Here is a 22,769-nt window from a genome sequence, read left to right as displayed (position 1 = left end):
CCTCGGCTCAGTGCGCGTGCGCCGTCGAGCGCACATGCACGGTGATCGGGGAATCCAGCGCGCGAGAGATCCAGCTTGCGAGAGGCGGGTGCACTCGTGCCTCGAGAGTCAGGGATATCTCGCCACTGGGGGCGAGGGAAAGCGAGACGATGCTCATCTCACTTACGCGAGGAAACTTCTCGGGATACACCGCGAGGTAGGTTTCAGCGCGTTCACGGGCCTCTGCCAAGGTGGGGACGCGCGGATCGCCAGCACCGTCATAGACCGTGCTCTCGCTCGTTCCCGCCGCGGCATAGAGCGCAGCTCCATCAGCCACAAACTGGAGGCGATTGCGATCGATCTCGACGCCTGTGGTGGCGACCCCCAAAGCGATCACCATGAGCACCACGACACTCACACCGATCGTCAGGACGCTCGCGTTCCCGCGCTCAGCTTTTAGGGGAAGCAAACGACGCTTTCGAGTCACGGGACGCCTCCTTCCGCCATTAACGAGTGGCGCGCTTTGACGCCAACGACGGATGAGTCGATCCCCACTACACCGAGCCCAGGGACTGGCACGGCAAGACTTACCTCCACCGAAACAATTTCCCCTGCCATTGGGCATGACGCGGCTGGGCATGAAACCGCAATGTCTCCTGAGCCGATGTCCACTCCGTAATCGCGCTCCACCTCAGCAATGATCTTTTCGATTCGCTCTTCTCTTCCCTCAGCGAGCTCCTGGACCGAGTACACGCGGGCGATTTGGCGCGCGAGCGTATCGGCTGCAAATGACGCGGACTGCATCGAGGCGCACGTGAGCAGAAGATAGACGAGCGGTATCAAGAGGATCACCGAAAGCCCGGTGAACTCCACGATCGAGTTCCCCGACGAGCTTTTGAGCCGACACGCGATCCTTCTCGCGGCGGCTTTTGCTCTAAAGCGCATCCTCGTTCACCGCGTGCCCCACGACGCGCAGGGCATTGCTCGGACCGAAAAAGCCAACGAGAGGCATATCGGCACGGATCTCAATCTCGATGATGCCGGCATGCTCGCGGGCTTCGACTTGGACCTCACCGAGTTGCTGAAAACGCGCAACGGTAAGCTCCGTTGCCCGCGCTCTTCCATCACCTGCGTCATTTCCGAGCAGCGCGCCGTAGTACGCCGACTGAACCGCGATATCGGTCAGACCATTGCGCACATGGAGGAAGAGAGCGAGCTGGAGAAGGCTCAAACCGAGTGCCACGATGAGCGCTGAAATGAGGGGAAACTCCACGACCGCATTGCCGCGATCCTCGCGTATTCGCGCCCACAGGCGGCGTGCACCTGACCGCACGTTACTTGGTGAATTGGCTCATGGCCTGGTTGAACAGGCCTACGAGCGCGTCCGATGCTACTGCCCAGAGAGCCACGACAATGCCCGCCGTCATGAGCGTGATGAGGACCCATCCTGGGACATCTCCGCGCTCAGACGCGAGGCGATCGCGCAGAGAAAAAAGAACACGTACGCCAGCGCGCGCGGCCCGGTCGCAAAGACCTGTGCGGTTGGTGGCAGTGCCGGCAAGGGTAGAGCGGTGGATGGACATGATTTCTCCTTAGTGGTGGGGGAAATTGGATGAGTGTGAGGCCTTCTTGTTAGAGCCCCACTTGCAGGGCGGCGATACCGGGGAAGACCGCAAAAATAATGACGAGCGGCATGAGGAGGAAGACGACGGGAAGGAGCATGTACACCTCACGCCGCCCCGCGCTCTCCATGAGAGTCCGCTTCGAAAGCTCGCGGGCATCTTGCGCTTGAGCACGCATGACATCGGCGAGCGGGGTGCCTCTTTCGAGGGCAACGGCGATTGTCTCCGCGAACCGCGAAAGAGAATCGAGTGGCGAACGAATCCCTAAGTTCATAAGTGCGTCCTCGAGTGAAGAGCCCGCACGGATTTCAGAAACGGCAATTGCAAGCTCTCGCGAGAGCTCCCCACGCGATGTGCGCGCGACTCGTTCCATTGCCGCTATTGGCCCCTCACCAGCTGAAATAGCGAGGGCGAGGAGGTCGGCGATCGTCGGGAACTCCCGCGCCATCGCTTGCTTGCGCGAAGCAATCGCATTCGTGAGTAGGTAGTCTCGGACAAGAGGGGCCGTCACGCTCGAGATCGCCACAAGCCCAAGAAGAGCGATAAGAGGAGCTCCATCAAGGGCAAAAACCGCCATTCCGAGCGCCGAACTCGCGACGAACGCGACGATCGCCCACGTGAGTTGTTGCACGCGAAACTCGCGATAGCTGGTCTTGCCGCCCGCGAGCGCAAGGCGCTTCTCGATCTCGCGCTGACTGCCAAGAGCTCGAGCTGCGAAGCCCTTCATACGCATGAGAAGCGGGCCAAGGTTGGTGTCGATCACGGGATGCATACGCACCTCGTCGATGAAATCGAACGTGCCATGTGGCTTCCCCTGCTTGACGTATGGGGCGACGCGAGCTTCGACCGAACGGGGACGCGTCCAGGGGTTCGCAAGGATCACGAGTGCGAGGCCGATCCCCAAAAGTGCTCCAAGCGTGCAGCCGAGAATGATGATTGTGAAGGCGTTGTCGCGGATGCTCATTCGCGTAAAACCCTCTCGTCCTGAGGCAGGCGCGCGAGCGCAAGCATGAGTCGATAGGCAAAAAAGGAGACTGCGGCGCCAACAATGATGAGCAAGCCGCCCGCGGCGGTGTCGTACGCCTGGGCGGCCTCGGGTCGAAGAATCATGAGGCCTAAAACAACCCACGGAGCGATGAGCGCGAGCTTAGCTCCGTTGACCGTCCAGCTCTGGCGCGCTTCAAGCTCAGAGCGCACACGCGCATCTTCGCGAAGAAACGACGAAAGCGTGCGTAGAAGCGTGCCGAGATCAGTTCCACCCACGTCGCGCGTGATGCGCAGAGCTTCGATGATGCGGTCAGCGACAGGGTCACTTAGGCGCGCCTTGAGGCGATCTAGGCTGTAAGAGAAATCGCCGGTCGCGTGGTACTCGCGGGCGAATTCGCCGAAGGCGGAGCGCAATTGTTCGGGACCGCGTTCGGCGAGTTGGGCGAGCGATTCGGGAAGTGAGAGGCCTGCTCGAACCGCAGAGCCCACAAGATCGATGACCTCGGGCCATACCTCACGAAGGTTTTCTTGACGTCGCCGTGCGAGTGCTCGAAGAGCCCAAAGCGGTGAAAAAAGGCCGGCGATACCTGCGGCAATACTTGGCACCATGGCGGTACTGACGCCCAAAGTGAGGATAAAAACTACGCTGGCAACCAGCACTGAGGCGATGAGGAGGTGGATCGGCCGGGCGCTCACGAGCCCAATCCGCGCGAAGTCGTCCCGAATCCTCTGCTCAAAGCGGGAGTTTGACCCGAATTTTTCAAGGCTCCCCGCTTCGCGCGGCCAGAAAGACGACCAGATTGTCACGACTCCGAGACCGAAAAGGCCCCCAGCCGCAAAACCGGCGATCACCGTTCCGCCCCGAATAGTTCGGAGAGCGAAAACCCTGCACGTTCAAATCGCTCGGGATGCGGCGGATATGCATCGCCTCTGCAAAGCCGCCCTCGGCGCCACTCAAAAACATGCCCGAGTTCGACAGCGGAATCCTCCACACGCCCGGGAACCGCAACGATCTCCCGCACTCGCCGTGTGCCGTCATGGAGATGGTCGAGGTGAACGACGAGATCGATGGCGTTGGCGACGGTGGGTGTGACGAACGAACTACTCACATTCTCGCCCGCAAGCAACGGGAGGGTACACAGTTTTGCGATCGCGTCGCGAGCTGAGTTCGAGTGAATCGTCGCCATACCCGGAAGACCGCTGTTCAGCGCGATGAGCATGTCGAGTGATTCCGCTTCGCGAACCTCGCCTACGATAATCCGGCTGGGCCTCATGCGCAGCGCCTCCTTGACGAGCCGACGCATCGTAATCTCCCCGACGCCTTCAAGGTTGGGCTGCCGACATTGCATCCCCACGACGTCGCGAGCACGGATATCGAGCTCGAAGACTTCTTCGATCGTGACGATCCGCTCGCGCGGATAAACGGCCGAACCTAGGCAACTCACCATCGTGGTTTTTCCTGCTCCGACGCTCCCGGAAACGATGATGTTGAGCCCGGCCTTCACACTTGCATCGAGGAGATCCGCTGCCTGCTGGGTGAGCGAACCGAGCACAACGAGATCTGCGAGGGAGTGTGCCTTCGAAATGAACTTCCGAATGTTCACCGACCAGTGCGTACGCGTGACGTTGGGGATGACGGCATGCAAACGGGCTCCGCTTGGCAAGAGCGCGTCGACGAAGGGAGTGCTGAGATCGAGACGACGACCCGTTTGCGCGAGCATGCGTTCGACAAGCCCCCGCACTTCTCCGGCCGAGAGCACGAGCGTGGTGAGCTCGCTGACCCCGTGCCTATGGACGAAGATTTCGCTTGGGGAATTGATCCAGATTTCCTCAATCTCTGGGTCGTCGAGGAGGGTTTGGAGGGAACCATAACCACCGATGCGCGTCGCCACTTCCCCCACGGCAGCGTCACGGTCGCGCAAAGGAGGCACTTCCCCTCGCATAGCTTTCGCGTCGTAGTCCGCGACCACATTCGCAATGAGATCGTCGAGCGACGAAGAGGATTCATCGAGCCCTTGCGCCCGAATTGCTTGCCGAGCCTCTGCCTCGATAATCCTGAGTGCATCTTGCACAGGCACTTCCCCCCTTTTTGTAATCGCGTCGCCCCGTGGCGGGCGCCTGCCCCGTTCCTATCCCCCAAGGACCGTCTGCCATCTTTCTACCAGAGTCAGTGAGCGGGCGAAACACTGTTCGTGAAATGTGGATAACTAGCGTTGCGTTGTCCAGAATGCTGGCCCATCTGACCGTGTGGCATCCGTGCAGATCAGCCGTATAGACTCTCGTCGTCCCGCCCCCTGCCCTAGAGGATGACTTCATGGCCACGCGACTTTCCGACCGCGATACCGTGACCGAAGCAAAAATGTCGAAGACCGAGTGGCTGTACGCCGCGAAGCGCACTCTCACTGAGTTCACTCGAGCGGGGGGAACGGACCTCGCCGCGCAGCTCACGTACTTCATCGTGCTCGCCATCGCGCCGACGCTTCTCGCGCTCTTTTCCCTGGCGGCGCTCCTTCTGAGCGGCTTCCAAGACGAGATTGTTGACCTCATTACGGGGGCTGTCGCGAAATCCAATATCGCGAAAGGCTCCGGCGACCTCAGCGGCCCGATTGAATCGACGCTCGAGTCCCTGCTTGGCTCCACCTCCTCGGGAACGATCGCCCTCATCATCGGTGTAATGACGGCCCTGTGGTCCGCCTCGGCGTTCGTGAAGGCGTTCTCTCGCGCCTCGAACAGAATTTACCGCGTCGACGAAACGCGCGGTCCGGTCAAGTTCAACCTCTCGATGCTTGCGGTCACAGCCGCACTCATCGTAGGAATCCTTCTGCTGTTCGTTTCCCTGCTGCTGAGCCAGAGCATGTTGGATTCCTTCTTCGGACCGATCTTTTCAGCTATCGGCATGCCGAATCTCCTTGACTTTCTCAACCACACGTTCATTCCGATCTGGGCGTGGGTGAAGTGGCCGTTTATGCTCGCGCTTCTGTTTGCTGTCGTGTCACTTCTGTATTGGGCAACCCCAAACCTTGAACATAAGTATCGATTCATCTCCCCGGGCGGGGTTTTCGCAATCTTCGGTATCGGACTCGCTCTTCTCGCCCTCAGCGTGTACATGTCGACGGCAGCGAGCTACTCGAGTTACGGCGCCATCGGCGGCGTCATGGCAATCCTGTTCGTCCTGTGGGTCATCAGTATCGTCCTGATCCTGGGCGCGGCTTTTGACGCGGAGGTTCTGCGCGGTCGTCAACTTGCCGCGGGCATGCCGGCAGAAGACGGCTTCGAGCTTCCAAGCCGCGGCGCCGAGCCACCAACGAAGGCTGATCTTAAATACGCAAAGGTTGTTGAAGAGGGGCGCGAAATCCGCGTGGAGAACCTCTACAAAAATCAAGGAAACTACACCGCAACTTTCGCGGGTGAGGACGCGCTGCGCAAGGGTGATGAGGACGTGTTCTCGGTAACCGAAAACGAGAAAAACGAGGGTGAGCTTCCGGCCACGACAGCAAACGATAGAGGCGAGGACCCACAAGACTAGGAGACAGATCAACCGTGTGCGGGCGTTTCGCATTCTTCCAGGAAATCGAGCCTCTACTCGACGACGTCGATGCGCTTGACCTCGCGGACCCTCACCTGCACGCGCGCTACAACATTCCACCTACGGCACCGATCTATGTCGTCACCGAAGGGCTCGAACGAGATTCGGGTGAGCTCACGCGAGCAGTGCGCACGGCTCGATGGGGCCTTCTCCCTCGATTCGCGAAGGACCTCTCGTTTTCGACGAAAACGTTCAACGCTCGTCGCGAGACCCTCGCTGACAAGCCGAGTTTCCGATCCTCGCTCGTGCGTTATCGCGCGCTCGTGCCGATGAACGGCTATTACGAGTGGCAAGCGGGCCCAAACGGCAAGGTTCCCCATTACATCCACGATCAGCATGCACCGCTTCTCTACGCGGCGGGACTCGTGTCATGGTGGAAGGACCCTTCGAATCCGCAGGCAGAATGGCTTCTGAGTGCCACGATCATCACCAAGGAGGCCGAAGGGCACCTCACGCACATCCATTCCCGTATGCCGGTCTTCCTCGATCCGGAGGGGCGAGAAACATGGATCAGCCTGGAATCCTTTTCGTCCGGTGCCGAAGCGCACGCGTGGATCGGTGGCGCGGAGGGGCAGCTGCCGTCGGCGGCGCTCGAAGCTTATCCCGTATCACGCGAAGTGGGCAGCGTTGCGAAGGAGGGCGCCCAGTTATGTGAGCGGCGCGGTCCGACGCTCGCGTAGCCTTGCGTGCAGCTCAGCTCTCGTCATCGAGCAATAGCTCGCGATCGGGTCGATTCTCGGGACGCAGAAGGAGAACAAAGAGAGAGACGGCAAGGAGAAGAGCACCGAAGCCTGCCCAAAGGAGCCCTCCTCGTATGAGACTGCCACCCACGAGGGCTTGGAACAACTGCCATGTCACACCGAAGCTCACGCCATAGCGGCCCCTCTTCATGAGTGAACGCGCGGCAAGAGCAACCAAGAGCGCAAAGACGCCGAAGAACGCTGCAAGCCCAATGGCCACAGTTTTCAGTTCCGCTGCTTGTCCAGGCAAAGTGACAAGCGCATAAAGAGCTGCGGCGATAAGCAGGAGTGCCTCGACCAGGAGGAGCAGAGAGCTCACGCGGCGCAACGTGTGCGCGAGAGGCCGGGGCTCCGCCTCAGAATCGGGGGCGCCGTTGTCGGGAGTCATGCCCCCACCCTAGCGTTCGCTACGCTGCGGGACGCCGTGAGGCAAGATGCAAGAGGTGTGGAAAAGATTACGAGGGATCTTTCTTCAAGATCCTTGTCCGTAAGCCTCGTTGCCAGGAACAATGGGGTACTACATCGCTTCGGTACAAAAATGTTCGACGCGATCTGCATTGTTGTCGAGGCCCTGTGGGCCGCACGCCATCGTGGCCCCACTACGGTCACGATGCACTGGAAAGAGAGAGTGACCCGATGGATTGGCGCCACCGCGCTGCATGCCTCACCGAAGATCCCGAACTTTTCTTCCCCATCGGGAACACGGGACCGGCGATCACCCAGATCCAGGAAGCCAAGGCCGTGTGCCAACGCTGCGAGGTCATGAATATCTGTTTGAAATTCGCGCTCGAATCCGGTCAGGATTCCGGTGTGTGGGGCGGTCTTTCCGAGGATGAACGCCGCTCTCTCAAGCGCCGTACCGCGCGTGCACGCCGCGTTGCCTAGCGGCATCATCACGAGCCCCTAACTCGGCAGATTCGAGTTTATTTTTCCAACGGGCAGCAGCCTTTCCGCTTTCTTAGCGCGAGAGCGGGTCGAGATACACGTCAATCGTGGCGCGTGTGCCGCCGTCGGACTTGTTTTCCCACGTGAGCACACCGCCAAGCTCCCCTTGCGCGAGAGTTTGTGCGATGTTCGTGCCAAGCCCCTCGGGTTTGCTCGGCATTCCCTTGCCGTCGTCGTCGACATAGATCACGAGGTGCGTGCCGCTACGCTCGCTTGTGATAGTGAGATTGCCCCCGGTCTCCGAAAGCCCGTGTTCAACGGCGTTGGTGGCGAGCTCGGTGAGGACGAGCGCGAGCGGAGTAGCCTCCTCGGCACGAACCAGCCCAGCCTTGCCGACCTTGTGCGTCTCGACGGTGACTTGCCCGACGCCAGTTGCGTGGTCCCCGTCGTGCACCGTTGCCGAGGCCGCATCCACCGCGAGACGCAGACAGCGATCGATCACTTCGTCAAGCAGAACAGTCTCTTCGCTCCCCTGCAGGAGCGATTCGTGCACAAGCGCAATCGTCGAAACGCGACGCATTGCCTCGAGTAGTGCGTCCTTCGCCTCTTCGGTTTTCATACGTCTTGATTGGAGTCGCAACAGCGCAGCAACCGTTTGCAAATTGTTCTTGACGCGGTGGTGAACTTCGCGGATCGTCGCGTCCTTGGTCATGAGTTCCTTCTCGCGGCGTCTCACCTCGGTGACATCGCGTACGAGGATGATTGCTTCTGTGCGGCGCCCCCGGCGGGTGATCGGAATTGCGCGGAGGGAAAGAATTCCTCCGCGCGCTTGCATATCCACGCGCCACGCGGCGCGCCCAGTGAGCACAAGCGGGAGTGATTCGTCGACGGGAATACGTGACTGCAAGTCAGCAGTCGCAAGTTCCGCGAGAAGACACCCCACCATGTCACCCTGCATTCCGCAGCGATGGAACGCTGAAAGCGCATTCGGGGACGCGGCTTTCACTATGCCCTCGCTATCGACCGACACCCACCCATCACCTACGCGCGGCGCACCTCGACGCGGCGGGACGGGAGCCCCTTTGATGGGAAATGCCCCCTCTCCCATCATGAGAAGAAGCTCTCGACCAAGTCGATGCTGTTCGACTTCCGCTGCCGCGAGCCTTGCATCCGCTGGTGAGGAAAAAGATTCAATCGACAAAACTGCGAGAACGACACCATTGCGGCGCACAGGAGCAAATCGCACGAACGCGGGGCGCGACTCACGCTCAACAGTGACGAAAGTGTCGATATCGTCGACTCCTGCTTCGGCATTCTCGAAAGCATCGATGAGCTCGGGCCAGTCCTCACGCGTGTACGCGCTCGAGATTGGATCCTCGAAATAAACGGTAGTGCCGTTTGCCGGGCGCGAATGCGCGGTCGCGCTCATCCCCTCTTCACGAGGCACCCACAGCACGAGGTCAGAGCCGAGCAGATCCGAAACGACCTGCCAGTCGCCGAGGAGAAGTTGAAGCCACTCGACCTCTGGTTTCGACGTTTCATCATCGTAGGTGAGGACGTTGTTCACGGTGGGTGCCATGCCTCAAGCCTAATGCTTTGAGGCTAACTGCTCAGCGCCGCGCAGAATCGCCTCACCGTGCGCCGATAGTGTTGCGCACAAAAGACATGAGGAGACGAAAGTGAAAGCACTTCACGAGACCATCGACTACCATGCGAGCGCCCTGGATGTCGCGCGTTTTTATGCGAGCCGCAAGTATGCGCTCGAGCGCGCGACCAAGCTCGGAGTGCGCGATACGAGCGTCGACGTCGAGGGAGATCCCAACGCCGCGTTCACGACAACGATTCGGGCAAATGTGCCGCGCGAGCGAGTCGACCACCATAAGTTCCGTCGTTTTCTCCCCGAGCGGCTACAGGTCATGATCGTCCACAAGTGGGATGCCCCTGATGGGGACTCGCGCACTGGTCGCCTTCACGCGACACTCGCTTCGGTACCTGTTGATCTTTCGGCTAGCTTTACGCTCATGGGCGAGGGCGAACATTCGCGAATGAGTATTGACGCTCAACTCAGCGTGAAGATTCCACTCGTGGGGAGCGCGGTGGAAAAAGCCGCTGCTGAGCGGGCTGGCGATGTCTTCCGCACGGAGGAGTCATTCGCAAACGACATACTTCAGCGCGAGCCCTAACTCTCGAGGAATTCCCTCACGGCGCTAGCTTCGCTCGGGTCAAACCATAGGACGTCAGGCGCATAGGGGTCATCAGCGACCTGCGCAGCTGAATCCTGCGTGACGAGGTAGGCCTTCAGCGGAATTGTGAAAGCCTCGTTTCGAAGCATGTGCGCCCATTCGCCATGCTCGAGCGCGACATCACGTTCAAGAGCCCGATCCGGAAGGTCGAATGCCGCCACAGCGATACGGGCACTGCCACGATTCGCGTGCGCAAACGACAGAATGCATTCGCACATTGCTTCAAACTCGCGCTCTTCGGCATCATCGCCGCTTAGCCCCGCGCTCAACGCGGCAGGCACTCCCCACACGCGTGTGTTCGCGGGAAGGTCGAACGTGGGGCTCTCCATATCGATCACGCTCGTGTCCCCCACAAGGGCATTCACCGGGTAATACACGCGCATGCGCGCCCTCCTTAGACTGCTCACAGCTGATGCTTCAAGCCTAGCGAACGAGGGTCTGGTCGAAATGAGCGGCAAGGCGTGTAAGAGATTGACGAAGCTTTGACTTTGGCGCGGACTCCGAAACCACGACGCCGTCCCATCGCGCGCGAGAAACCGTTGTAGCGTCAAGCGGAAGGGCCAAGCATGCGTCAAAATCGAGGCGGGCTCGGAGAGTCCGTTCAATATTCGCGAGCGTCACGCTTGAGTCGAGTTTGTTCACGACAACGGTGAGGGGGCTTTTCGAGAGTTCCATAATCTGAGGCGCCTCGCGCACGAAGCGTGTCACGCTAATCGGATCTGCGGCCACGACGGCGATGACGTGCGACGCGGTGGCAAGTGCGATACGTGTAGCACCATTGCGCGGCTGGGTACCGTATTCCCCTCCCGCTCCTTCCAGCTCGATGGGCGCCGCGACATCTGTGACGACCACCCTCGCGGCTTCTCTTGCTTTCGCAAAAACGCCCTCGAGGGCATTGTCATACACCTCGATGTAGCGCGAAGGCACGCCGATTCCGCTGAGGAGATGGAGATCGTCGCTGACGAGCGGCGAATGTTGAAGGAGAAGCTGAGGCGTGAGTGTTCCTTTATCGCTCGCACGGCAAGCGGCGACGAGTCCCGGGACTTCGTCAAGAACACCAAACAGCTGCGTTTGACAGGGGCCGTAAGTGTCGGCGTCAATGAGGACGCTCTCGCCTTTGAGAAGCGAAAGTTCGTAGCCGAGGTGCGCGGCAACGAAGGATCGCCCGGGCGCGCCTTCGGGCCCCCAAACGGTGAGCATAGGCGCTTTCGGCTCTCCATCGTGGCTCGGATCTTGCGCCCAGGTCACCTCGTCCGGATCCTGCGTTTCAAGCCCAGCTCGCATCAGGAGCTCATAGAGTGCTTCCGGTTCGGTCTCTCCATGAACTTCGAGGGCAATTCCGAGGGTTGCGGGCTTTGTGCGACTCACCTGAGAGGTGACGGCAACGACACCCGTGCCACCGCGTCTGATTTCGTGGATGACCTCGCGCGAAAGACCCTCCACATCGACGTCAACGAGGAGAACATCTCCGAGTTCGGCACGCGTAGCTGCGAGTAGCTCCGTGAGGTCGACGCAACGTCGAAGCACTCGAGCCTTTGCGGTCAGGCTCTGCGCGATGGTCGAAACGAGTTGGACTTCATCGGAGCCCGAGGCACACACGAGAACGTCGATCATTCGGCATCCTCGAACAAGCCCGGCGCCTCCACAACATAAAGATTTCGTTTCGCACCGAGGGCGTCAAGGACGCTCGCTATGCGCGAGGAGGGCACAAGGACCTCGACGCGAGCTCCCTGGCCGCTAAGCCCACCGCCTTCGTCGACACCGCGCACGACCGCGCTTTCCACGAGAATCGTGGAGCTTGCTCCCTCCTGCCCGCCCGAAGCCCACACATCAACGAGCGCACCTTTGCTCAGCGATGAAGTGACGGGCTGAGCGACCTGGATCGTCACCGGTCGCATTTCAGAATCAACGGCCTGCCCTACCGCGCTGCGAGGCAGAAGTTCACCGCGGGAAATGCTTTCGCGAGCGACCGCTCCTTCGCCGATCGCATCAGTTCCCTGCACATAGCGTTCCAGGCTTTGCCCCATGCGGACTTCAGCAATCGCGAACTGTTCGGGTGTCAGGGCATCGCCCTCGGCAATGTCTGCTGTGGCAACAAGCACGATCTCGCTCGAAGAAAGCATCGTAAAAGCGAAGCCTCCCACGAGTGTGCTGCCGAGCACGAGTGCCGCCCCCGTCAGTAGTCGAGTATCGCGGTACGGATTTTTCCTCATGCGCCGAAAGCGCGCCCTCTCCCCCATTGCCCCCCAATATTCGCGAACGACTCAGTTCACCTTGAGCATAACGATAGTCATGGCAGTTCGCGAGCCGATTACGCAAATGTGGATAATATTCGCACGAGACCGGAGACCATTGTCCACACGGCCCCCTCACCGGCGTTCATTCATGCGAAAATGGAGTGAGCCAAGTTGACTGAGGAGCATCATGCCCATGCACTTCTACACGCTCGACGAGGTATGCGAGATCCTCGCGATCGAGAAGCCGCAAGCCTATTCACTCGTGCGCAGTGGGAGCCTGCGCGCGATAAAACTCGGCGGTCGCGGCCAATGGCGCGTGGAGGAAGCTGAGCTGAGGGCGTTCGTTGATCGCGCCTACGCCGAAACCGAAGCCGAAATCCTGGCTAACAACAGCGCGCGCCCCTCGGAGCGGGCGCGCTAAATTCGTCACACGACCCACATTGCTTCGATCGAGGAGTAAGGCACCGAGATAAGTTCTCGCATAGATTCGCAGACGTCGGCCCCTTTTGCCGCCCTCAACTCAAGGTGATCCGCAAAGACCCGCGTAACCACCCCCGAAATGTCCCCCGCCACCGTCACGATGACTGCTCGGCGCCCAGTTTCAGCAATCGCTTGAACCGCACTGCGCATTGGCAGCCGAGGGCGACTGTCGTCGCCGGGTTTTACTTTGCCAAGCCCCCCACTCAACCAGGCGACCTTCTGAGCATTAACGATGATCCTTCTCGCGGGATGAAGCACGTCAAGTTCGACCCAGTCGCGACCGACCCGACGTGCATGCCCTTCGTACGCCCGACCGGATAGGAGACAGACGGTCAAGGCCGCATCGACCGCACCCGCGATTCGGTCTAGGAGTTCTACTTCCGCGCGTTCCGCGTCGGCAAGTTCGTGGGCGTCCTCACGAATACGCTCGAGGCGTTCGCGTTGGAGCCAGCGATCAAGATCTTCAAGGCGGTCATAGGCGCTCATACCGACAAGCTACCCAAGAATTTTTCTCAGCCTCTTGCGTGCACACAAAAACGCCTATAACATCACCAATGAACATCACAGTTCATCAAACTGCATCAAACGAATTGGAAGTTCCAACAGATGCAGGTTCGCTGGCGCTAGGGCGAGCTGCCCGAGACTTTCTGCAGCTACACCGCGCCAACGATCAAGGGGGAAATATGACGACAACAGCAATCACGCACAGCCACCGTGCAGAAAGACCAGCTCATGACGCCCAATCGGGGCACACGCCTCTAGCGATCAGGAAGTACCGCTCACTCGCGAAGGCTTTCGCGTGGCTCATGGTATGCATCGCCGCTGCGATCGCTCTCTTCTACTCCTTCCAAAGCGCCCATGCGAGTGGAGGGACTCGGAGATTCGCGCTCGCCGTCCTCACCCTCGGTGCGGGCGGCTTTGCCGCACTCACTGCGCACCTCAGCGTGACCTGGATGCTTATCTGGTGCGCCGTTTCCTCACCTCATTGCTCCTCCCGCCGAATTCTTGCGCTCAAAGCGTTGCGCCTCTGGTCACCTCGAGCTGCCCGCTTCGCTGTCGTTGCACTCGGCGTTTCAGTCACAGCGATTTCACTTGGAAATCCTTCTCGCGCCTTTGCCGAAGGCGCCCCGGCACTGGCCGCAGTCACAGAAGTGACGAGCTCATCGGAGGGATCAGATGGGCTCGAAAAAGGCACTGAGTCGGCAGGGGTCGACAAAGGCGTTGCACTTTCGCACGTCACGACTCTCGGGTGGGCGCCCGGGAATGGCGATACAGAAAAGAGCACGATCCCCTCACTTAAGGCCAAGGCTGAGCAAGAGCCTTCGTACACGATCGCATTCTCAGGGGTCTCGGAAGCGCTACCCTCGCTGGAAGGCCCCTCTCATCCCGCTCCCTCTCGACCCCACGCCGAAAAGGCGGCGCCTAAGACGCACAAATCCGCCAGCCTGCACTCGAACGACACCTACACCGTGAAGTCCGGCGACACCCTCTGGTCCATAGCCAAGCGTCACCTCGCCCAGGTCAATGGCGAGCACCCCACGAACGGAGCGATCGTGCGAGAAATCGACAGGATCGCCGCCCTCAACCCCGAGATCGACGACGTCGACCTCATCTTCCCCGGCCAAACCTTTCATCTCTAGATTCCAGCCCCGCCACAAAGAAAGATTTACGTCATGTCCAATAACGCCCATCCCTCACCTGCGCGCCCCTCAACGTTCTTCGATAGCGACGAAAAAGCCCGCAGAATCGTCGAGGCAGTGTCGCGCCAAGCACTCGAAATCCTCAACGGCTTTCGACCGCCCACATCCCTCAGTAAGGTGCTCGTCCCGCAAGAACAAGAAAGCTTTGCGAAGCGCGTTTCATGCGTAAATGCATACAGGCGAAACGCGGGGATCAAAGTTGCTCCACGCGTGAGCGTTGGCGGTGTCCACATTTGCCGGGTCAACGACGAGGTAATCGAGGCAAACTCCGTCGTGCGCGATTCGCTACGCGCCCGCTTCGTGTGCATGCGGTGGGAAAAGAAGCGCTCGGGTTGGAAGATCACAGCTCTCGAACTCGGCTAACCCACCTTTCACAGGAATCGGACGCTCAGTCCTTCTTCGCGCGCTTGCGGTCCTCGCGTTCCTTGCGGCGGCGCTCCGCGCGAGAAAGCGGGCGCTCAGAAGCCGCTTCACCGTCCGAGGAACTATACGAGAGCTCCTCCACCTTGGGTCCATCGCCAAGGCCCTTGGCGGAAATCTCGACGCCCTCGGCCCTCGAATCTTCGCTCGTTGACTCGGTGTCCGCTTCTGTCTTGTTCGACACGCTCTTCGCCTTCGCGGCAGCCTCACGTACGAGTTTCGCCACGCTCTCGGGAGCCTGTCCCTTGCTTGGCGTCTCCTGCACCTTGACCTCGAGGTTGAAAAGGTATCCCACGACGTCTTCCTTGATGCCCGCGACCATGTCGTTGTACATCAGGAAGCCTTCTCGCGCGTATTCCACAACCGGATCGCGCTGCGCCATCGCACGCAAACCGATGCCTTCTTTGAGGTAGTCCATCTCATAGAGGTGCTCACGCCAGCGGCGGTCAATCACCGAAAGGAGAACGCGGCGTTCAAGCTGACGCATGGCTGCCTCGCCAAGCTCATCCTCGCGTTTTTCGTACGCAAGGGCGATATCCGAGCGAATCTCTCGCTCAAGAAGCTTGGGCGTGAGGTTCTCCTTGCCGCCAACTTCCTCGACAACGTCCTCGGCTGTGATTGACGTGGGGTACAGAGCCTTGAGACTGCCCCACAGCTCGTCGAGCTCGAAATCCTCAGCACTCTTGCCAACAGTAGCGTTGCGAACAAGCGCACCCACGACATCGTCGATGTAGCTTGTAATCGACTCTTCGAGATCCTCGCCCTCGAGGATACGATTGCGATCCTCGTAGACGCGGGCGCGCTGTTTGGTAAGCACGTCGTCGTATTTCACCACGTTCTTGCGGATTTCGAAGTTCTGCGCCTCGATGCGTTTTTGGGCTCCCTGGATCGAGCCGGTCACGATGCGTCCGGAAAGCGGGGTGTCTTCGTCCACACCGCCACGTTCAAGGATTTGTTCGGCGCGCCCCTGCGAAAAGCGACGCACGAGGTCATCTTGGAGCGACAGGTAGAACCGGGATTCACCCGGGTCCCCTTGGCGCCCCGAACGGCCGCGAAGCTGGTTATCGATACGTCGCGACTCGTGACGCTCGGTGCCGAGAACGTAAAGGCCGCCGAGCTCGACGACTTCGTCGTGCTCCTTCGAGACCTGCTCACGTGCGGCTTCGAGCGCATCATCCCATGCAGCCTCGTACTCTTCGGGCTGCTCTTCGGCATCGAGCCCGCGTTTTTCAAGCTCTTTGGTCGCCATGAACTCGACGTTGCCGCCGAGCATGATGTCGGTACCGCGGCCGGCCATGTTGGTCGCGACGGTCACGGCCCCCTTGCGGCCAGCCATGGCGACGACGGCAGCTTCGCCCTCGTTGTTCTTGGCGTTGAGGACGTTATGGGGGATCCCTTTTTTCTTGAGGAGCGAGGAGAGGTATTCCGACTTCTCCACGCTCACGGTGCCGACGAGGACAGGCTGGCCCTTCTTGTGACGCTCCTCGATATCAGCAACGACAGCGCGGTACTTGGCCTTCTCAGTGCGGTAAATCTGATCCATCTGATCGACGCGCTGGAGTGGCAAGTTCGTGGGGATAGGCACGACTCCCAGTTTGTAGGTTCCCATGAACTCGGCAGCCTCAGTTTCGGCGGTACCGGTCATACCCGCGAGCTTCTCGTAGAGCTTGAAATAGTTTTGGAGCGTGATCGTCGCGAGCGTCTGGTTTTCGGCCTTGATCGCCACCCCTTCCTTGGCTTCGATCGCCTGGTGCACGCCTTCGTTATAGCGGCGACCCGAAAGGATTCGGCCCGTGTGCTCATCAACGATCATGACCTCGTCGTTCATAACGACGTAGTCCTTGTCGCGCTTGAAGAGTTCCTTCGCCTTGATGGCGTTATTGAGGAAGCCGATGAGAGGGGTGTTGAGCGACTCATAGAGATTGTCGATGCCAAGCTGATCTTCGACGAGCTCGATACCCGGCTCAAGGATGCCGACAGTGCGCTTCTTCTCATCGACTTCGTAGTCCCTGTCGCGCTTGAGCTTCGTTGCAACACGTGCGAACTCGGCGAACCACTTGTTCACGTCTCCCGATGCCGGCCCCGAGATGATGAGCGGCGTGCGGGCCTCATCAATGAGGATCGAGTCGACCTCGTCGACGATCGCGAAGAAGTGACCACGCTGAACCTTGTCGTTCACGGAATGCGCCATGTTGTCGCGCAGGTAATCGAAGCCAAATTCGTTGTTTGTACCGTAGGTGATATCTGCGGCGTACTGCTTGCGGCGTTCCGTGGGATCTTGCCCGGACACGATCACGCCGGTCGTGAGACCGAGCATGCGGAAAACGCGCCCCATGATCTCGCCCTGGTATTTCGCGAGGTAGTCATTGACCGTCACGATGTGCACGCCTTTGCCCGCGAGTGCATTGAGGTAGGCAGGGAGGGTGGCCACGAGTGTTTTGCCTTCGCCGGTTTTCATTTCGGCGATTTCGCCGCGGTGGAGCGCGGCGCCACCCATGAGCTGAACGGGATAGGCGCGCTGACCAAGCGTGCGGCGCGCAGCTTCACGCACCGTAGCGAAAGCTTCGATCTGAATGTCGTCGAGCGTTTCACCGTCGGCGAGACGCTTCTTGAATTTTTCCGTCTCTTCGCGAAGCTCGTCATCGGAGAGCTCGAGGAAGCCGTCCTCAATATCATCAACGCGTTGTGCGATGTCGGCTAGGCGTTTGCGTTCACGGCCCTCACCGGCACGAAGGATGACGTCGAAAAGCTTGGCCACTGGAAAACTCCCTTAGAGGATCTCGTCATGCACGCTCGCGTGCGGAACACTCACAGCGCGGTTTCCTTGCAGATAACAGCGCGAACCGTGCCAGTCTACGTGCCGAAGGGGGTCCGTGCGCTACTTGAGCACCCGGACCCCCTAGAGGAAGTCGTCACACACTGGCAAATCCCCTGGATAGACGGGGATTTAACAGGGGCGAGGATTTATTCCAATTCGATAACCCCGTAGTTCCACCCCTTACGGCGGTAGACCACTTTCGGATTAGAGGTCTCTTCGTCGATGAACAGATAAAAGTCATGTCCCACGAGTTCCATCTGGTAGAGCGCGTCGTCGATACTCATGGGCTTCGCCTTGTGCTTCTTTTCGCGAATCACGATAGGCGAGTCAGGTGCAGCATTGTCGGCTGAGCTTTCGACCTGGTCCGCGCTATCTTCATGCGGCCGCGACTCGGCCTCGGCGAAAAGTTCTTCGATGCGATCGGCGTCGGCTTGCATTTTACGAAGTGTCTCCGGGTCGGCGCCGTGCCCCTTGGAGCGACCACGGTGGCGGTCTTTTCGCCTGTCGGCCAGTCGGCGGAGGCGCTCGAGGAGCTTCGCAAGCGCAAGATCGAGTGCCGAGTAGAGATCTCCGGAGCGAGCCTCGGAGCGAATAACTTGACCATCATCATGGACGGTGAGCTCAACGCGCTCGCTCTCTTCATTACGGCGTGGGTTCTTTTCGGACGAGACTTCAACGTCGATCCGCATGACACCCTGCGCGAGCTGGGAGACCTTTTCAAGCTTGTCCTCGAGGTGGCGCTGGAAACGTTCGGGGACGTCCATCTGGCGGCCAACAACATTGATATCCATGAGAAATCCTCCAGAGTTGAGAAGTGTGTGGGCGGCCACATTCCGCCCGTTCCTACGGGTGGATGGATCACCTCCTTCTCACGAGGTTTGCGGCTTCCCTGCCACTTCTGTGTTCTCACTATTATGCGCCCGGAGGCTGAAAATGTACCGCAGATCACACCGCTAGGATGGGTATGTTTGTGCGCGGAAGCCTCGCCGAGGCGAGTGTCAGTGCCGCGCATGTGTGCACACCCAGGAGCTTGAGTGCCTCGCTCGTCTTTTTCAGCGTGCTGCCGGTCGTCACCACATCGTCGAGAATGACAGCCTGGGCACCCCTCAATCCCTCCCACTGAGCGTTTCTCTTGGGCCTGATCATGCGCCTCGTGGCCCCAGCCCTCTCCCGTTTTGTACGCGAATGCTGACTAGCCCCGACCAGCGCGAGCGCTGGAGCAAGCCGCACGCGTGCATGCGTACTGACGCTTTCGGCAAGGAGTCGCATGTGGTCTTCTCCCCTTCGTCGCACAGCCTCGGAGCGGGAGGGAACGGGAACGAGCATGTGTCGGTGCGAACAACCAGCACTGAGGTCGATTAGTGCATCGGCGAGAAGGGGCCCCAGATAGCTGGCGAGAGCAAAGTGCCCCCCATTCTTGAAATCGAGAATCACGCTCTTTGCACGCCCTTCGTATTCTGCGAGAGTTGCTACTCGAAAGGCAGGTACGATCTCAAGCTCGCGGCCGTCGGAAACCGGGCGTGCTTCGCACACCCCCTCGCACACGTCTTCCACCCAAGAGATGCCATCTGAAAACTCGCTCGCACATGCGTCGCACATGTGCAGTCCCTTCTCGCCGCATGCGCAGGAGAAAGGCACAAGAGATTGGATAACTAAGCTCGCGACCCGGGCAAGCTCTCGCCTGAAATCATCGCTCATGCACCCATTCGAGCGCACGCGCCTTCCCTCACCAAAGCCGCTTCGTCTTTCCGGGGAAAGTCCTCCACTGGGGAGCGCATTCCGACGGATCTGCTGCGACAACTGACGCGTTAGTACAGTGCGATATCCCGCCCCCGGACGTCGACTTGCCGCCACGAGTCCACGTCCCTTTGGACGACGCGACCATCCTCGCTTCCCACGAACATGAGTCTTGCCTCGAGCGAACCCGCCACCGACGTCGTGTTCTCCCGCAACTCACTCACCTGTTCGAAGCCTGTATGCACATTCCAGGAGATCGCGACGGGAAGGGTGCTTTCTCCCGACGTACCCCAGATGAGGATCGCTTCCTCGGAATACCATGCGATGCCATTTACTGTATCGAGTGCAACACTTACGCTAAGGGGCTCTGCAAGACTCAACGGGGTTCCGTGGGGGCTTCTCACAACACCCATGATGCTCAGGGTGGTGGCGCCTCGCGATCCGTGCGCGATCGCAAAGCGCACCCCGTCCGAGGACATCGACGTGAAGGCAACGTCTGCCGCGGCATCCCACGGAACAGGGAACTTTCGCACTTCGCGCCATATGTCAGCATTGACTGCGATCAGCTCAGGTCCGCCCGCTCTAGGCATTGTCCACGCGTAACCAAACTGGTCGATGCTCGGAGCGCACAACTCTTCGGCAAGGCCTTCGTGCCGAGCTCCCGCATCGGCTTCGAGGGCGGTAACGAAAACCGTGCGACGATCCGGACTCAACGCGCTTGCGTAGCGTCCATTAGCGCTTAGCCTGCCAAGGCGCACCGTCTCGGAAGCAAAAGCGGGAACGAGGGACGCACCACCGGTATCGCTCGCAAGAGAAACGATGCCGCCTTCCCCCGAGCCGTAGAGCCTGTGGCCTACGGATGCCTTAGCTGGATGGGAACCCTGCGGGAGGCTGATTTCCTCGCGTCCGTCCATGAACACGACCGAGGGGACGCGCTTAAGGCTGCGCAGCGTCTCGGAAATCTGAGCGAGTGCGAGGGCTCGCTCTTCTTCGGGCAATTCGAGGACCGAAACCGGCACCTGCACCACCAGGTCACCGGCTTCATTTCTCGAAAGAGCGCTCGGGGCGATGACACTGCCTTCGGTGAGTGCAGATCGCACGGCCTCTTTGAGAAACGGGGGCGGGCCAAGCGCAAGCCTGTTGAAAGCCGAAGCAAATGCCGCTTGACGCAGATACCAGCGAGGATCCGCAACGAGCGCGTCCCCAGCGTTGGCGACGAAATACACGCTTACGGGCTCAAACAATCGAGCAAAGTCTTCTGTACCGAGTACGAGCGCATCGGGGGTCTCAGCGATGCGCCACTCACCGTTGACTTGTGTGAGGCGAAACTCGGCCTTTTCGCGCTCGGCATCAAGATTTATCGTGCGCACACCTGCGGGTGAAACCTTAGATACAACCGGTACCGTCACCGCGACTTTACCGTCGTCCATATCCTGAAATACGAGCCCCTCGGTCTCTGAGAACTCGATTGCTGCCGAGGGCTTCCACACCTCACGAATACTTCCCGCGAGATACTCTCGCGCGATGCGGTTGCCATCTTCGACCCCAAGATGCGCTGCGAGAAAACCCCGCACAATGTCGATCTTCGCCGCCCCCTGGTCAGGGGGAGCCACAGCGACATCGCCTTGCGCGCCCAGGCCAATACCCTTGACCGGCGCCGTATGGACCTCCGAAGAGTTGGGAATGCGGGCGCATCCCGCGAGCGTCGCAAGCCCAACAGCGCCAAGAACGGTGCGCCGTGTGAGCACGTGGCCAGAAACGGGTTTTATCGTCATTCCTGATCCCCCTTCTCGACCGGCCGCGCAAGGGCGAGAGGAGACGCGGCAAGCTTCTGTCCCGGCCCGCGAGGAAGAAGCAACCTAAACACGGAGGTCTCCCCTTTAATTCCCCATGCTTCGAGACGGCCACCGTGCGCCGTCGCGTCGTCGTGCGCAATCGCGAGCCCAAGCCCCGTCCCACCGAGCGTGTGCGTACGTGAGGGTGCCGCGCGCCAAAAACGATCAAAAACGCGCTCGGCTTCCTCCGAGCTGAGGCCCACGCCGAAATCTTGAACCGTCAGCGCGAGCGTCGTGCCGCGAGAGGCCGTACACACGTCAATCACGCCGCCAGCGCCATGCTCAATCGCATTTGTGAGGAGGTTGCGAACGATGCGCTCAATACGACGTGAATCCATGGCTCCGACGGTATCTTCGCTCAAATGTTGCACACGGATGTCAGCGTGATATTCGAGAGCAATGGGTTCGAGTTGTTCGACCACGTCGTCGACGAGTTCCTCGAGCGAAGCAGGCTTTGCCTCGAGATCGACTACACCAGCTTCATGACGCGAAATCTCTAGCAGATCCGCGATGAGAGCTTCAAAACGTGCCACCTGCTCCCGTAGAAGCTCCAGGCTGCGTTGACCTGAAGGCGTGAAAGACTCTTTTTCCATTTCGAGCATCGACGTCGCCATCTTGATCGTGGTGAACGGTGTGCGCAGCTCATGCGAGACATCCGAAACGAAACGCTTCTCGAGCTCGGAAAGTTCGACTAGCTCAGTGATAGTTGACTGGAGTGAAGCCGCCATGTTATTGAAGCTCGTGCCCATGCGCGCCAGATCGTCGCCGCCCTGAATGGAGAGGCGATAATCGAGATCGTTTTCCGAAATGTGATCGACGGCCCGCGCGGCACGCTTGAGCGGCGTTGTAACAATGCGTGAGATCACGAGCGACACAAGAAAGAACAGGAGCACGAGAACCGCGCCGCCAATCACAAGGATGACGTTGACGCGGTCGAGAGTTTCCTGCTCCTGGCTCACCGAGTAGAGCATGAGCAGCCGATAGCGCCCGGCACCCGCAACGTCGATCGTCGTCCCCACGAGAATCGCCGGCCCCGAGTCTCCACGTTCGACGTACTCGATGCTTCGATACACGAATTGGTCCTTTGCAGCATCGAGCTCACGCTCGAAATCGCCGCTCACGAACGCGGTGAGCGCCCCGTTGTTCGTCACCGCATCACCCGGCGTCGGCCCCACGGGAATCACCGCCAGCCCCTTGAACACCTTCGGGTCGCCCGCAGTCGCCTCCTCCATGAACGAGACGATCACGTCCTGTCTCTCGTTCACAGACATACCTACAAGAGGTTCGAGATCGCTCACGAGCGTGCCTCGCATCGCCTCAGATTGTTCAAGCGAGCGGTCGCGCCTCAACTCGTAAAGCGCATCCGAAATTGCTGTGGAAAGGAATGTTTCAACAACGAGGATTGCTAGAACGGAAAGCAGCATCGTTGCAAAGACTGCGCGTGCCGCGATCGGCCATGTCGAGAAATCACGAAAGCGCACGCGCCCCGCGCTCCGCGAA

The 22,769-nt window shown here is 59.8% G+C and carries 24 protein-coding genes; 7 read left to right on the top strand and 17 right to left on the bottom strand.

Translation table 11 applies throughout. The annotated features are described in order from the left end of the window. Positions 1–7: 7 nt before the first annotated feature. The 7 genes from M3B90_RS04335 to M3B90_RS04305 all read right to left on the bottom strand — a co-directional run bounded on the left by M3B90_RS04335 (position 8) and on the right by M3B90_RS04305 (position 4,660). Positions 8–466 carry a pilus assembly protein TadG-related protein gene (locus M3B90_RS04335; protein WP_259888803.1) on the bottom strand — a complete coding sequence of 153 codons (459 nt, stop codon included), beginning with the start codon at positions 464–466 and terminating at the stop codon, positions 8–10. Further along, complete coding sequence (locus M3B90_RS04330; protein WP_259888802.1) at positions 463–852, bottom strand: hypothetical protein; 390 nt, start codon at positions 850–852, stop codon at positions 463–465. Before M3B90_RS04330 ends, M3B90_RS04335 begins: the two co-directional genes overlap by 4 nt. Before the next feature lie 61 nt (positions 853–913). Then, positions 914–1,312: a pilus assembly protein gene (locus tag M3B90_RS04325; RefSeq protein WP_259888801.1), complete on the bottom strand. Its 399-nt coding sequence runs from the start codon at positions 1,310–1,312 to the stop codon at positions 914–916. 1 nt (position 1,313) lies between these two features. Next, complete coding sequence (locus tag M3B90_RS04320; protein ID WP_259888844.1) at positions 1,314–1,562, bottom strand: hypothetical protein; 249 nt, start codon at positions 1,560–1,562, stop codon at positions 1,314–1,316. Positions 1,563–1,611: 49 nt separating this feature from the next. Continuing rightward, positions 1,612–2,565, bottom strand: coding sequence for a type II secretion system F family protein (locus M3B90_RS04315; protein ID WP_259888800.1), 954 nt, complete (start codon positions 2,563–2,565; stop codon positions 1,612–1,614). Then, a complete protein-coding gene (locus tag M3B90_RS04310; protein WP_311199939.1) occupies positions 2,562–3,215 on the bottom strand; it encodes a type II secretion system F family protein in 654 nt (217 codons plus the stop codon). Before M3B90_RS04310 ends, M3B90_RS04315 begins: the two co-directional genes overlap by 4 nt. 221 nt (positions 3,216–3,436) lie before the next feature. Next, the gene (locus tag M3B90_RS04305; protein ID WP_259888838.1) at positions 3,437–4,660 is read right to left on the bottom strand and encodes a CpaF family protein; all 1,224 of its coding nucleotides are present in this window, start codon (positions 4,658–4,660) and stop codon (positions 3,437–3,439) included. 242 nt (positions 4,661–4,902) lie between these two features. Here M3B90_RS04305 and M3B90_RS04300 point away from each other — a divergent pair, with 242 nt between their 5' ends. Beyond that, the gene (locus M3B90_RS04300; RefSeq protein ID WP_259888798.1) at positions 4,903–6,114 is read left to right on the top strand and encodes a YihY/virulence factor BrkB family protein; all 1,212 of its coding nucleotides are present in this window, start codon (positions 4,903–4,905) and stop codon (positions 6,112–6,114) included. Between the two features lie 14 nt (positions 6,115–6,128). Beyond that, entirely contained in the window at positions 6,129–6,854 is a 726-nt protein-coding gene (locus M3B90_RS04295) for an SOS response-associated peptidase (protein WP_259888797.1), read from the top strand. Positions 6,855–6,867: 13 nt separating this feature from the next. Here M3B90_RS04295 and M3B90_RS04290 read toward each other — a convergent pair whose 3' ends face one another. Beyond that, on the bottom strand, positions 6,868–7,302 hold the full coding sequence (locus tag M3B90_RS04290) for a hypothetical protein (protein WP_259888796.1): 435 nt from the start codon (positions 7,300–7,302) through the stop codon (positions 6,868–6,870). A gap of 248 nt (positions 7,303–7,550) precedes the next feature. Between M3B90_RS04290 and M3B90_RS04285 the strand changes: the two genes are divergently transcribed. Continuing rightward, on the top strand, positions 7,551–7,799 hold the full coding sequence (locus M3B90_RS04285; protein ID WP_016664986.1) for a WhiB family transcriptional regulator: 249 nt from the start codon (positions 7,551–7,553) through the stop codon (positions 7,797–7,799). Positions 7,800–7,872: 73 nt separating this feature from the next. On the opposite strand, the gene M3B90_RS04280 is transcribed toward M3B90_RS04285, so the two are convergent. Further along, positions 7,873–9,378: a sensor histidine kinase gene (locus tag M3B90_RS04280; protein ID WP_259888795.1), complete on the bottom strand. Its 1,506-nt coding sequence runs from the start codon at positions 9,376–9,378 to the stop codon at positions 7,873–7,875. 100 nt (positions 9,379–9,478) lie between these two features. Between M3B90_RS04280 and M3B90_RS04275 the strand changes: the two genes are divergently transcribed. Continuing rightward, positions 9,479–9,982 (top strand): DUF2505 domain-containing protein, encoded by a 504-nt coding sequence (locus tag M3B90_RS04275; RefSeq protein WP_259888794.1) that lies wholly within the window; start codon positions 9,479–9,481, stop codon positions 9,980–9,982. On the opposite strand, the gene M3B90_RS04270 is transcribed toward M3B90_RS04275, so the two are convergent. From M3B90_RS04270 to M3B90_RS04260, 3 genes are read right to left on the bottom strand one after another with little or no spacing between them, the layout of a single operon-like run. Beyond that, positions 9,979–10,425, bottom strand: a complete 447-nt coding sequence (locus tag M3B90_RS04270) for a hypothetical protein (RefSeq protein WP_259888793.1) — start codon at positions 10,423–10,425, stop codon at positions 9,979–9,981. The two genes, M3B90_RS04275 and M3B90_RS04270, sit on opposite strands and share 4 nt — an antisense overlap. Positions 10,426–10,465: 40 nt before the next feature. After that, positions 10,466–11,656, bottom strand: coding sequence for a pilus assembly protein CpaE (locus tag M3B90_RS04265; protein ID WP_259888792.1), 1,191 nt, complete (start codon positions 11,654–11,656; stop codon positions 10,466–10,468). Beyond that, on the bottom strand, positions 11,653–12,255 hold the full coding sequence (locus M3B90_RS04260) for an SAF domain-containing protein (protein ID WP_259888790.1): 603 nt from the start codon (positions 12,253–12,255) through the stop codon (positions 11,653–11,655). The genes M3B90_RS04265 and M3B90_RS04260 overlap by 4 nt, the downstream gene beginning before the upstream one ends. 211 nt (positions 12,256–12,466) lie before the next feature. On the opposite strand from M3B90_RS04260, the gene M3B90_RS04255 reads away from it, so the two are divergent. Further along, positions 12,467–12,700 carry a helix-turn-helix domain-containing protein gene (locus M3B90_RS04255; protein WP_259888789.1) on the top strand — a complete coding sequence of 78 codons (234 nt, stop codon included), beginning with the start codon at positions 12,467–12,469 and terminating at the stop codon, positions 12,698–12,700. A 5-nt stretch (positions 12,701–12,705) separates the two neighbouring features. Here M3B90_RS04255 and M3B90_RS04250 read toward each other — a convergent pair whose 3' ends face one another. Further along, a complete protein-coding gene (locus M3B90_RS04250) occupies positions 12,706–13,245 on the bottom strand; it encodes a hypothetical protein (protein ID WP_259888788.1) in 540 nt (179 codons plus the stop codon). A 197-nt stretch (positions 13,246–13,442) separates the two neighbouring features. Between M3B90_RS04250 and M3B90_RS04245 the strand changes: the two genes are divergently transcribed. Continuing rightward, positions 13,443–14,399 carry a LysM peptidoglycan-binding domain-containing protein gene (locus M3B90_RS04245; protein ID WP_259888787.1) on the top strand — a complete coding sequence of 319 codons (957 nt, stop codon included), beginning with the start codon at positions 13,443–13,445 and terminating at the stop codon, positions 14,397–14,399. A 33-nt stretch (positions 14,400–14,432) separates the two neighbouring features. Continuing rightward, the gene (locus M3B90_RS04240) at positions 14,433–14,822 is read left to right on the top strand and encodes an Rv3235 family protein (RefSeq protein WP_259888786.1); all 390 of its coding nucleotides are present in this window, start codon (positions 14,433–14,435) and stop codon (positions 14,820–14,822) included. Positions 14,823–14,847: 25 nt separating this feature from the next. Here the strand turns inward: M3B90_RS04240 and secA are convergent, their stop codons facing one another. The 4 genes from secA to mtrB all read right to left on the bottom strand — a co-directional run bounded on the left by secA (position 14,848) and on the right by mtrB (position 22,750). Further along, positions 14,848–17,637, bottom strand: coding sequence for a preprotein translocase subunit SecA (gene secA / locus M3B90_RS04235; protein ID WP_259888785.1), 2,790 nt, complete (start codon positions 17,635–17,637; stop codon positions 14,848–14,850). A gap of 206 nt (positions 17,638–17,843) precedes the next feature. Next, positions 17,844–18,488, bottom strand: a complete 645-nt coding sequence (gene hpf, locus M3B90_RS04230) for a ribosome hibernation-promoting factor, HPF/YfiA family (RefSeq protein WP_259888784.1) — start codon at positions 18,486–18,488, stop codon at positions 17,844–17,846. A gap of 1,017 nt (positions 18,489–19,505) precedes the next feature. Continuing rightward, positions 19,506–21,209: an LpqB family beta-propeller domain-containing protein gene (locus M3B90_RS04225; protein WP_259888783.1), complete on the bottom strand. Its 1,704-nt coding sequence runs from the start codon at positions 21,207–21,209 to the stop codon at positions 19,506–19,508. Beyond that, positions 21,206–22,750 carry an MtrAB system histidine kinase MtrB gene (gene mtrB, locus M3B90_RS04220; RefSeq protein WP_259888782.1) on the bottom strand — a complete coding sequence of 515 codons (1,545 nt, stop codon included), beginning with the start codon at positions 22,748–22,750 and terminating at the stop codon, positions 21,206–21,208. Before mtrB ends, M3B90_RS04225 begins: the two co-directional genes overlap by 4 nt. Positions 22,751–22,769 lie beyond the last annotated feature (19 nt).

This window comes from Dermabacter sp. p3-SID358 (genome assembly GCF_025147465.1).
Taxonomy (GTDB): domain Bacteria; phylum Actinomycetota; class Actinomycetes; order Actinomycetales; family Dermabacteraceae; genus Dermabacter.
The sequence above is the reverse complement of the archived record's forward strand: the minus strand, read 5'-3'. Positions and strand labels throughout refer to the sequence as shown.

Excerpts from the sequence above, each read along its gene's own strand:
- M3B90_RS04320 (WP_259888844.1), bottom strand. The coding sequence starts at position 1,562 with ATGTCCATCCACCGCTCTACCCTTGCCGGCACTGCCACCAACCGCACA.
- M3B90_RS04315 (WP_259888800.1), bottom strand. The coding sequence starts at position 2,565 with ATGAGCATCCGCGACAACGCCTTCACAATCATCATTCTCGGCTGCACG.
- M3B90_RS04300 (WP_259888798.1), top strand. The coding sequence starts at position 4,903 with ATGGCCACGCGACTTTCCGACCGCGATACCGTGACCGAAGCAAAAATG.
- M3B90_RS04290 (WP_259888796.1), bottom strand. The coding sequence starts at position 7,302 with ATGACTCCCGACAACGGCGCCCCCGATTCTGAGGCGGAGCCCCGGCCT.
- M3B90_RS04285 (WP_016664986.1), top strand. The coding sequence starts at position 7,551 with ATGGATTGGCGCCACCGCGCTGCATGCCTCACCGAAGATCCCGAACTT.
- M3B90_RS04280 (WP_259888795.1), bottom strand. The coding sequence starts at position 9,378 with ATGGCACCCACCGTGAACAACGTCCTCACCTACGATGATGAAACGTCG.
- M3B90_RS04270 (WP_259888793.1), bottom strand. The coding sequence starts at position 10,425 with ATGCGCGTGTATTACCCGGTGAATGCCCTTGTGGGGGACACGAGCGTG.
- M3B90_RS04265 (WP_259888792.1), bottom strand. The coding sequence starts at position 11,656 with ATGATCGACGTTCTCGTGTGTGCCTCGGGCTCCGATGAAGTCCAACTC.
- M3B90_RS04260 (WP_259888790.1), bottom strand. The coding sequence starts at position 12,255 with ATGAGGAAAAATCCGTACCGCGATACTCGACTACTGACGGGGGCGGCA.
- M3B90_RS04255 (WP_259888789.1), top strand. The coding sequence starts at position 12,467 with ATGCCCATGCACTTCTACACGCTCGACGAGGTATGCGAGATCCTCGCG.
- M3B90_RS04250 (WP_259888788.1), bottom strand. The coding sequence starts at position 13,245 with ATGAGCGCCTATGACCGCCTTGAAGATCTTGATCGCTGGCTCCAACGC.
- M3B90_RS04245 (WP_259888787.1), top strand. The coding sequence starts at position 13,443 with ATGACGACAACAGCAATCACGCACAGCCACCGTGCAGAAAGACCAGCT.
- M3B90_RS04240 (WP_259888786.1), top strand. The coding sequence starts at position 14,433 with ATGTCCAATAACGCCCATCCCTCACCTGCGCGCCCCTCAACGTTCTTC.
- hpf (WP_259888784.1), bottom strand. The coding sequence starts at position 18,488 with ATGGATATCAATGTTGTTGGCCGCCAGATGGACGTCCCCGAACGTTTC.
- M3B90_RS04225 (WP_259888783.1), bottom strand. The coding sequence starts at position 21,209 with ATGACGATAAAACCCGTTTCTGGCCACGTGCTCACACGGCGCACCGTT.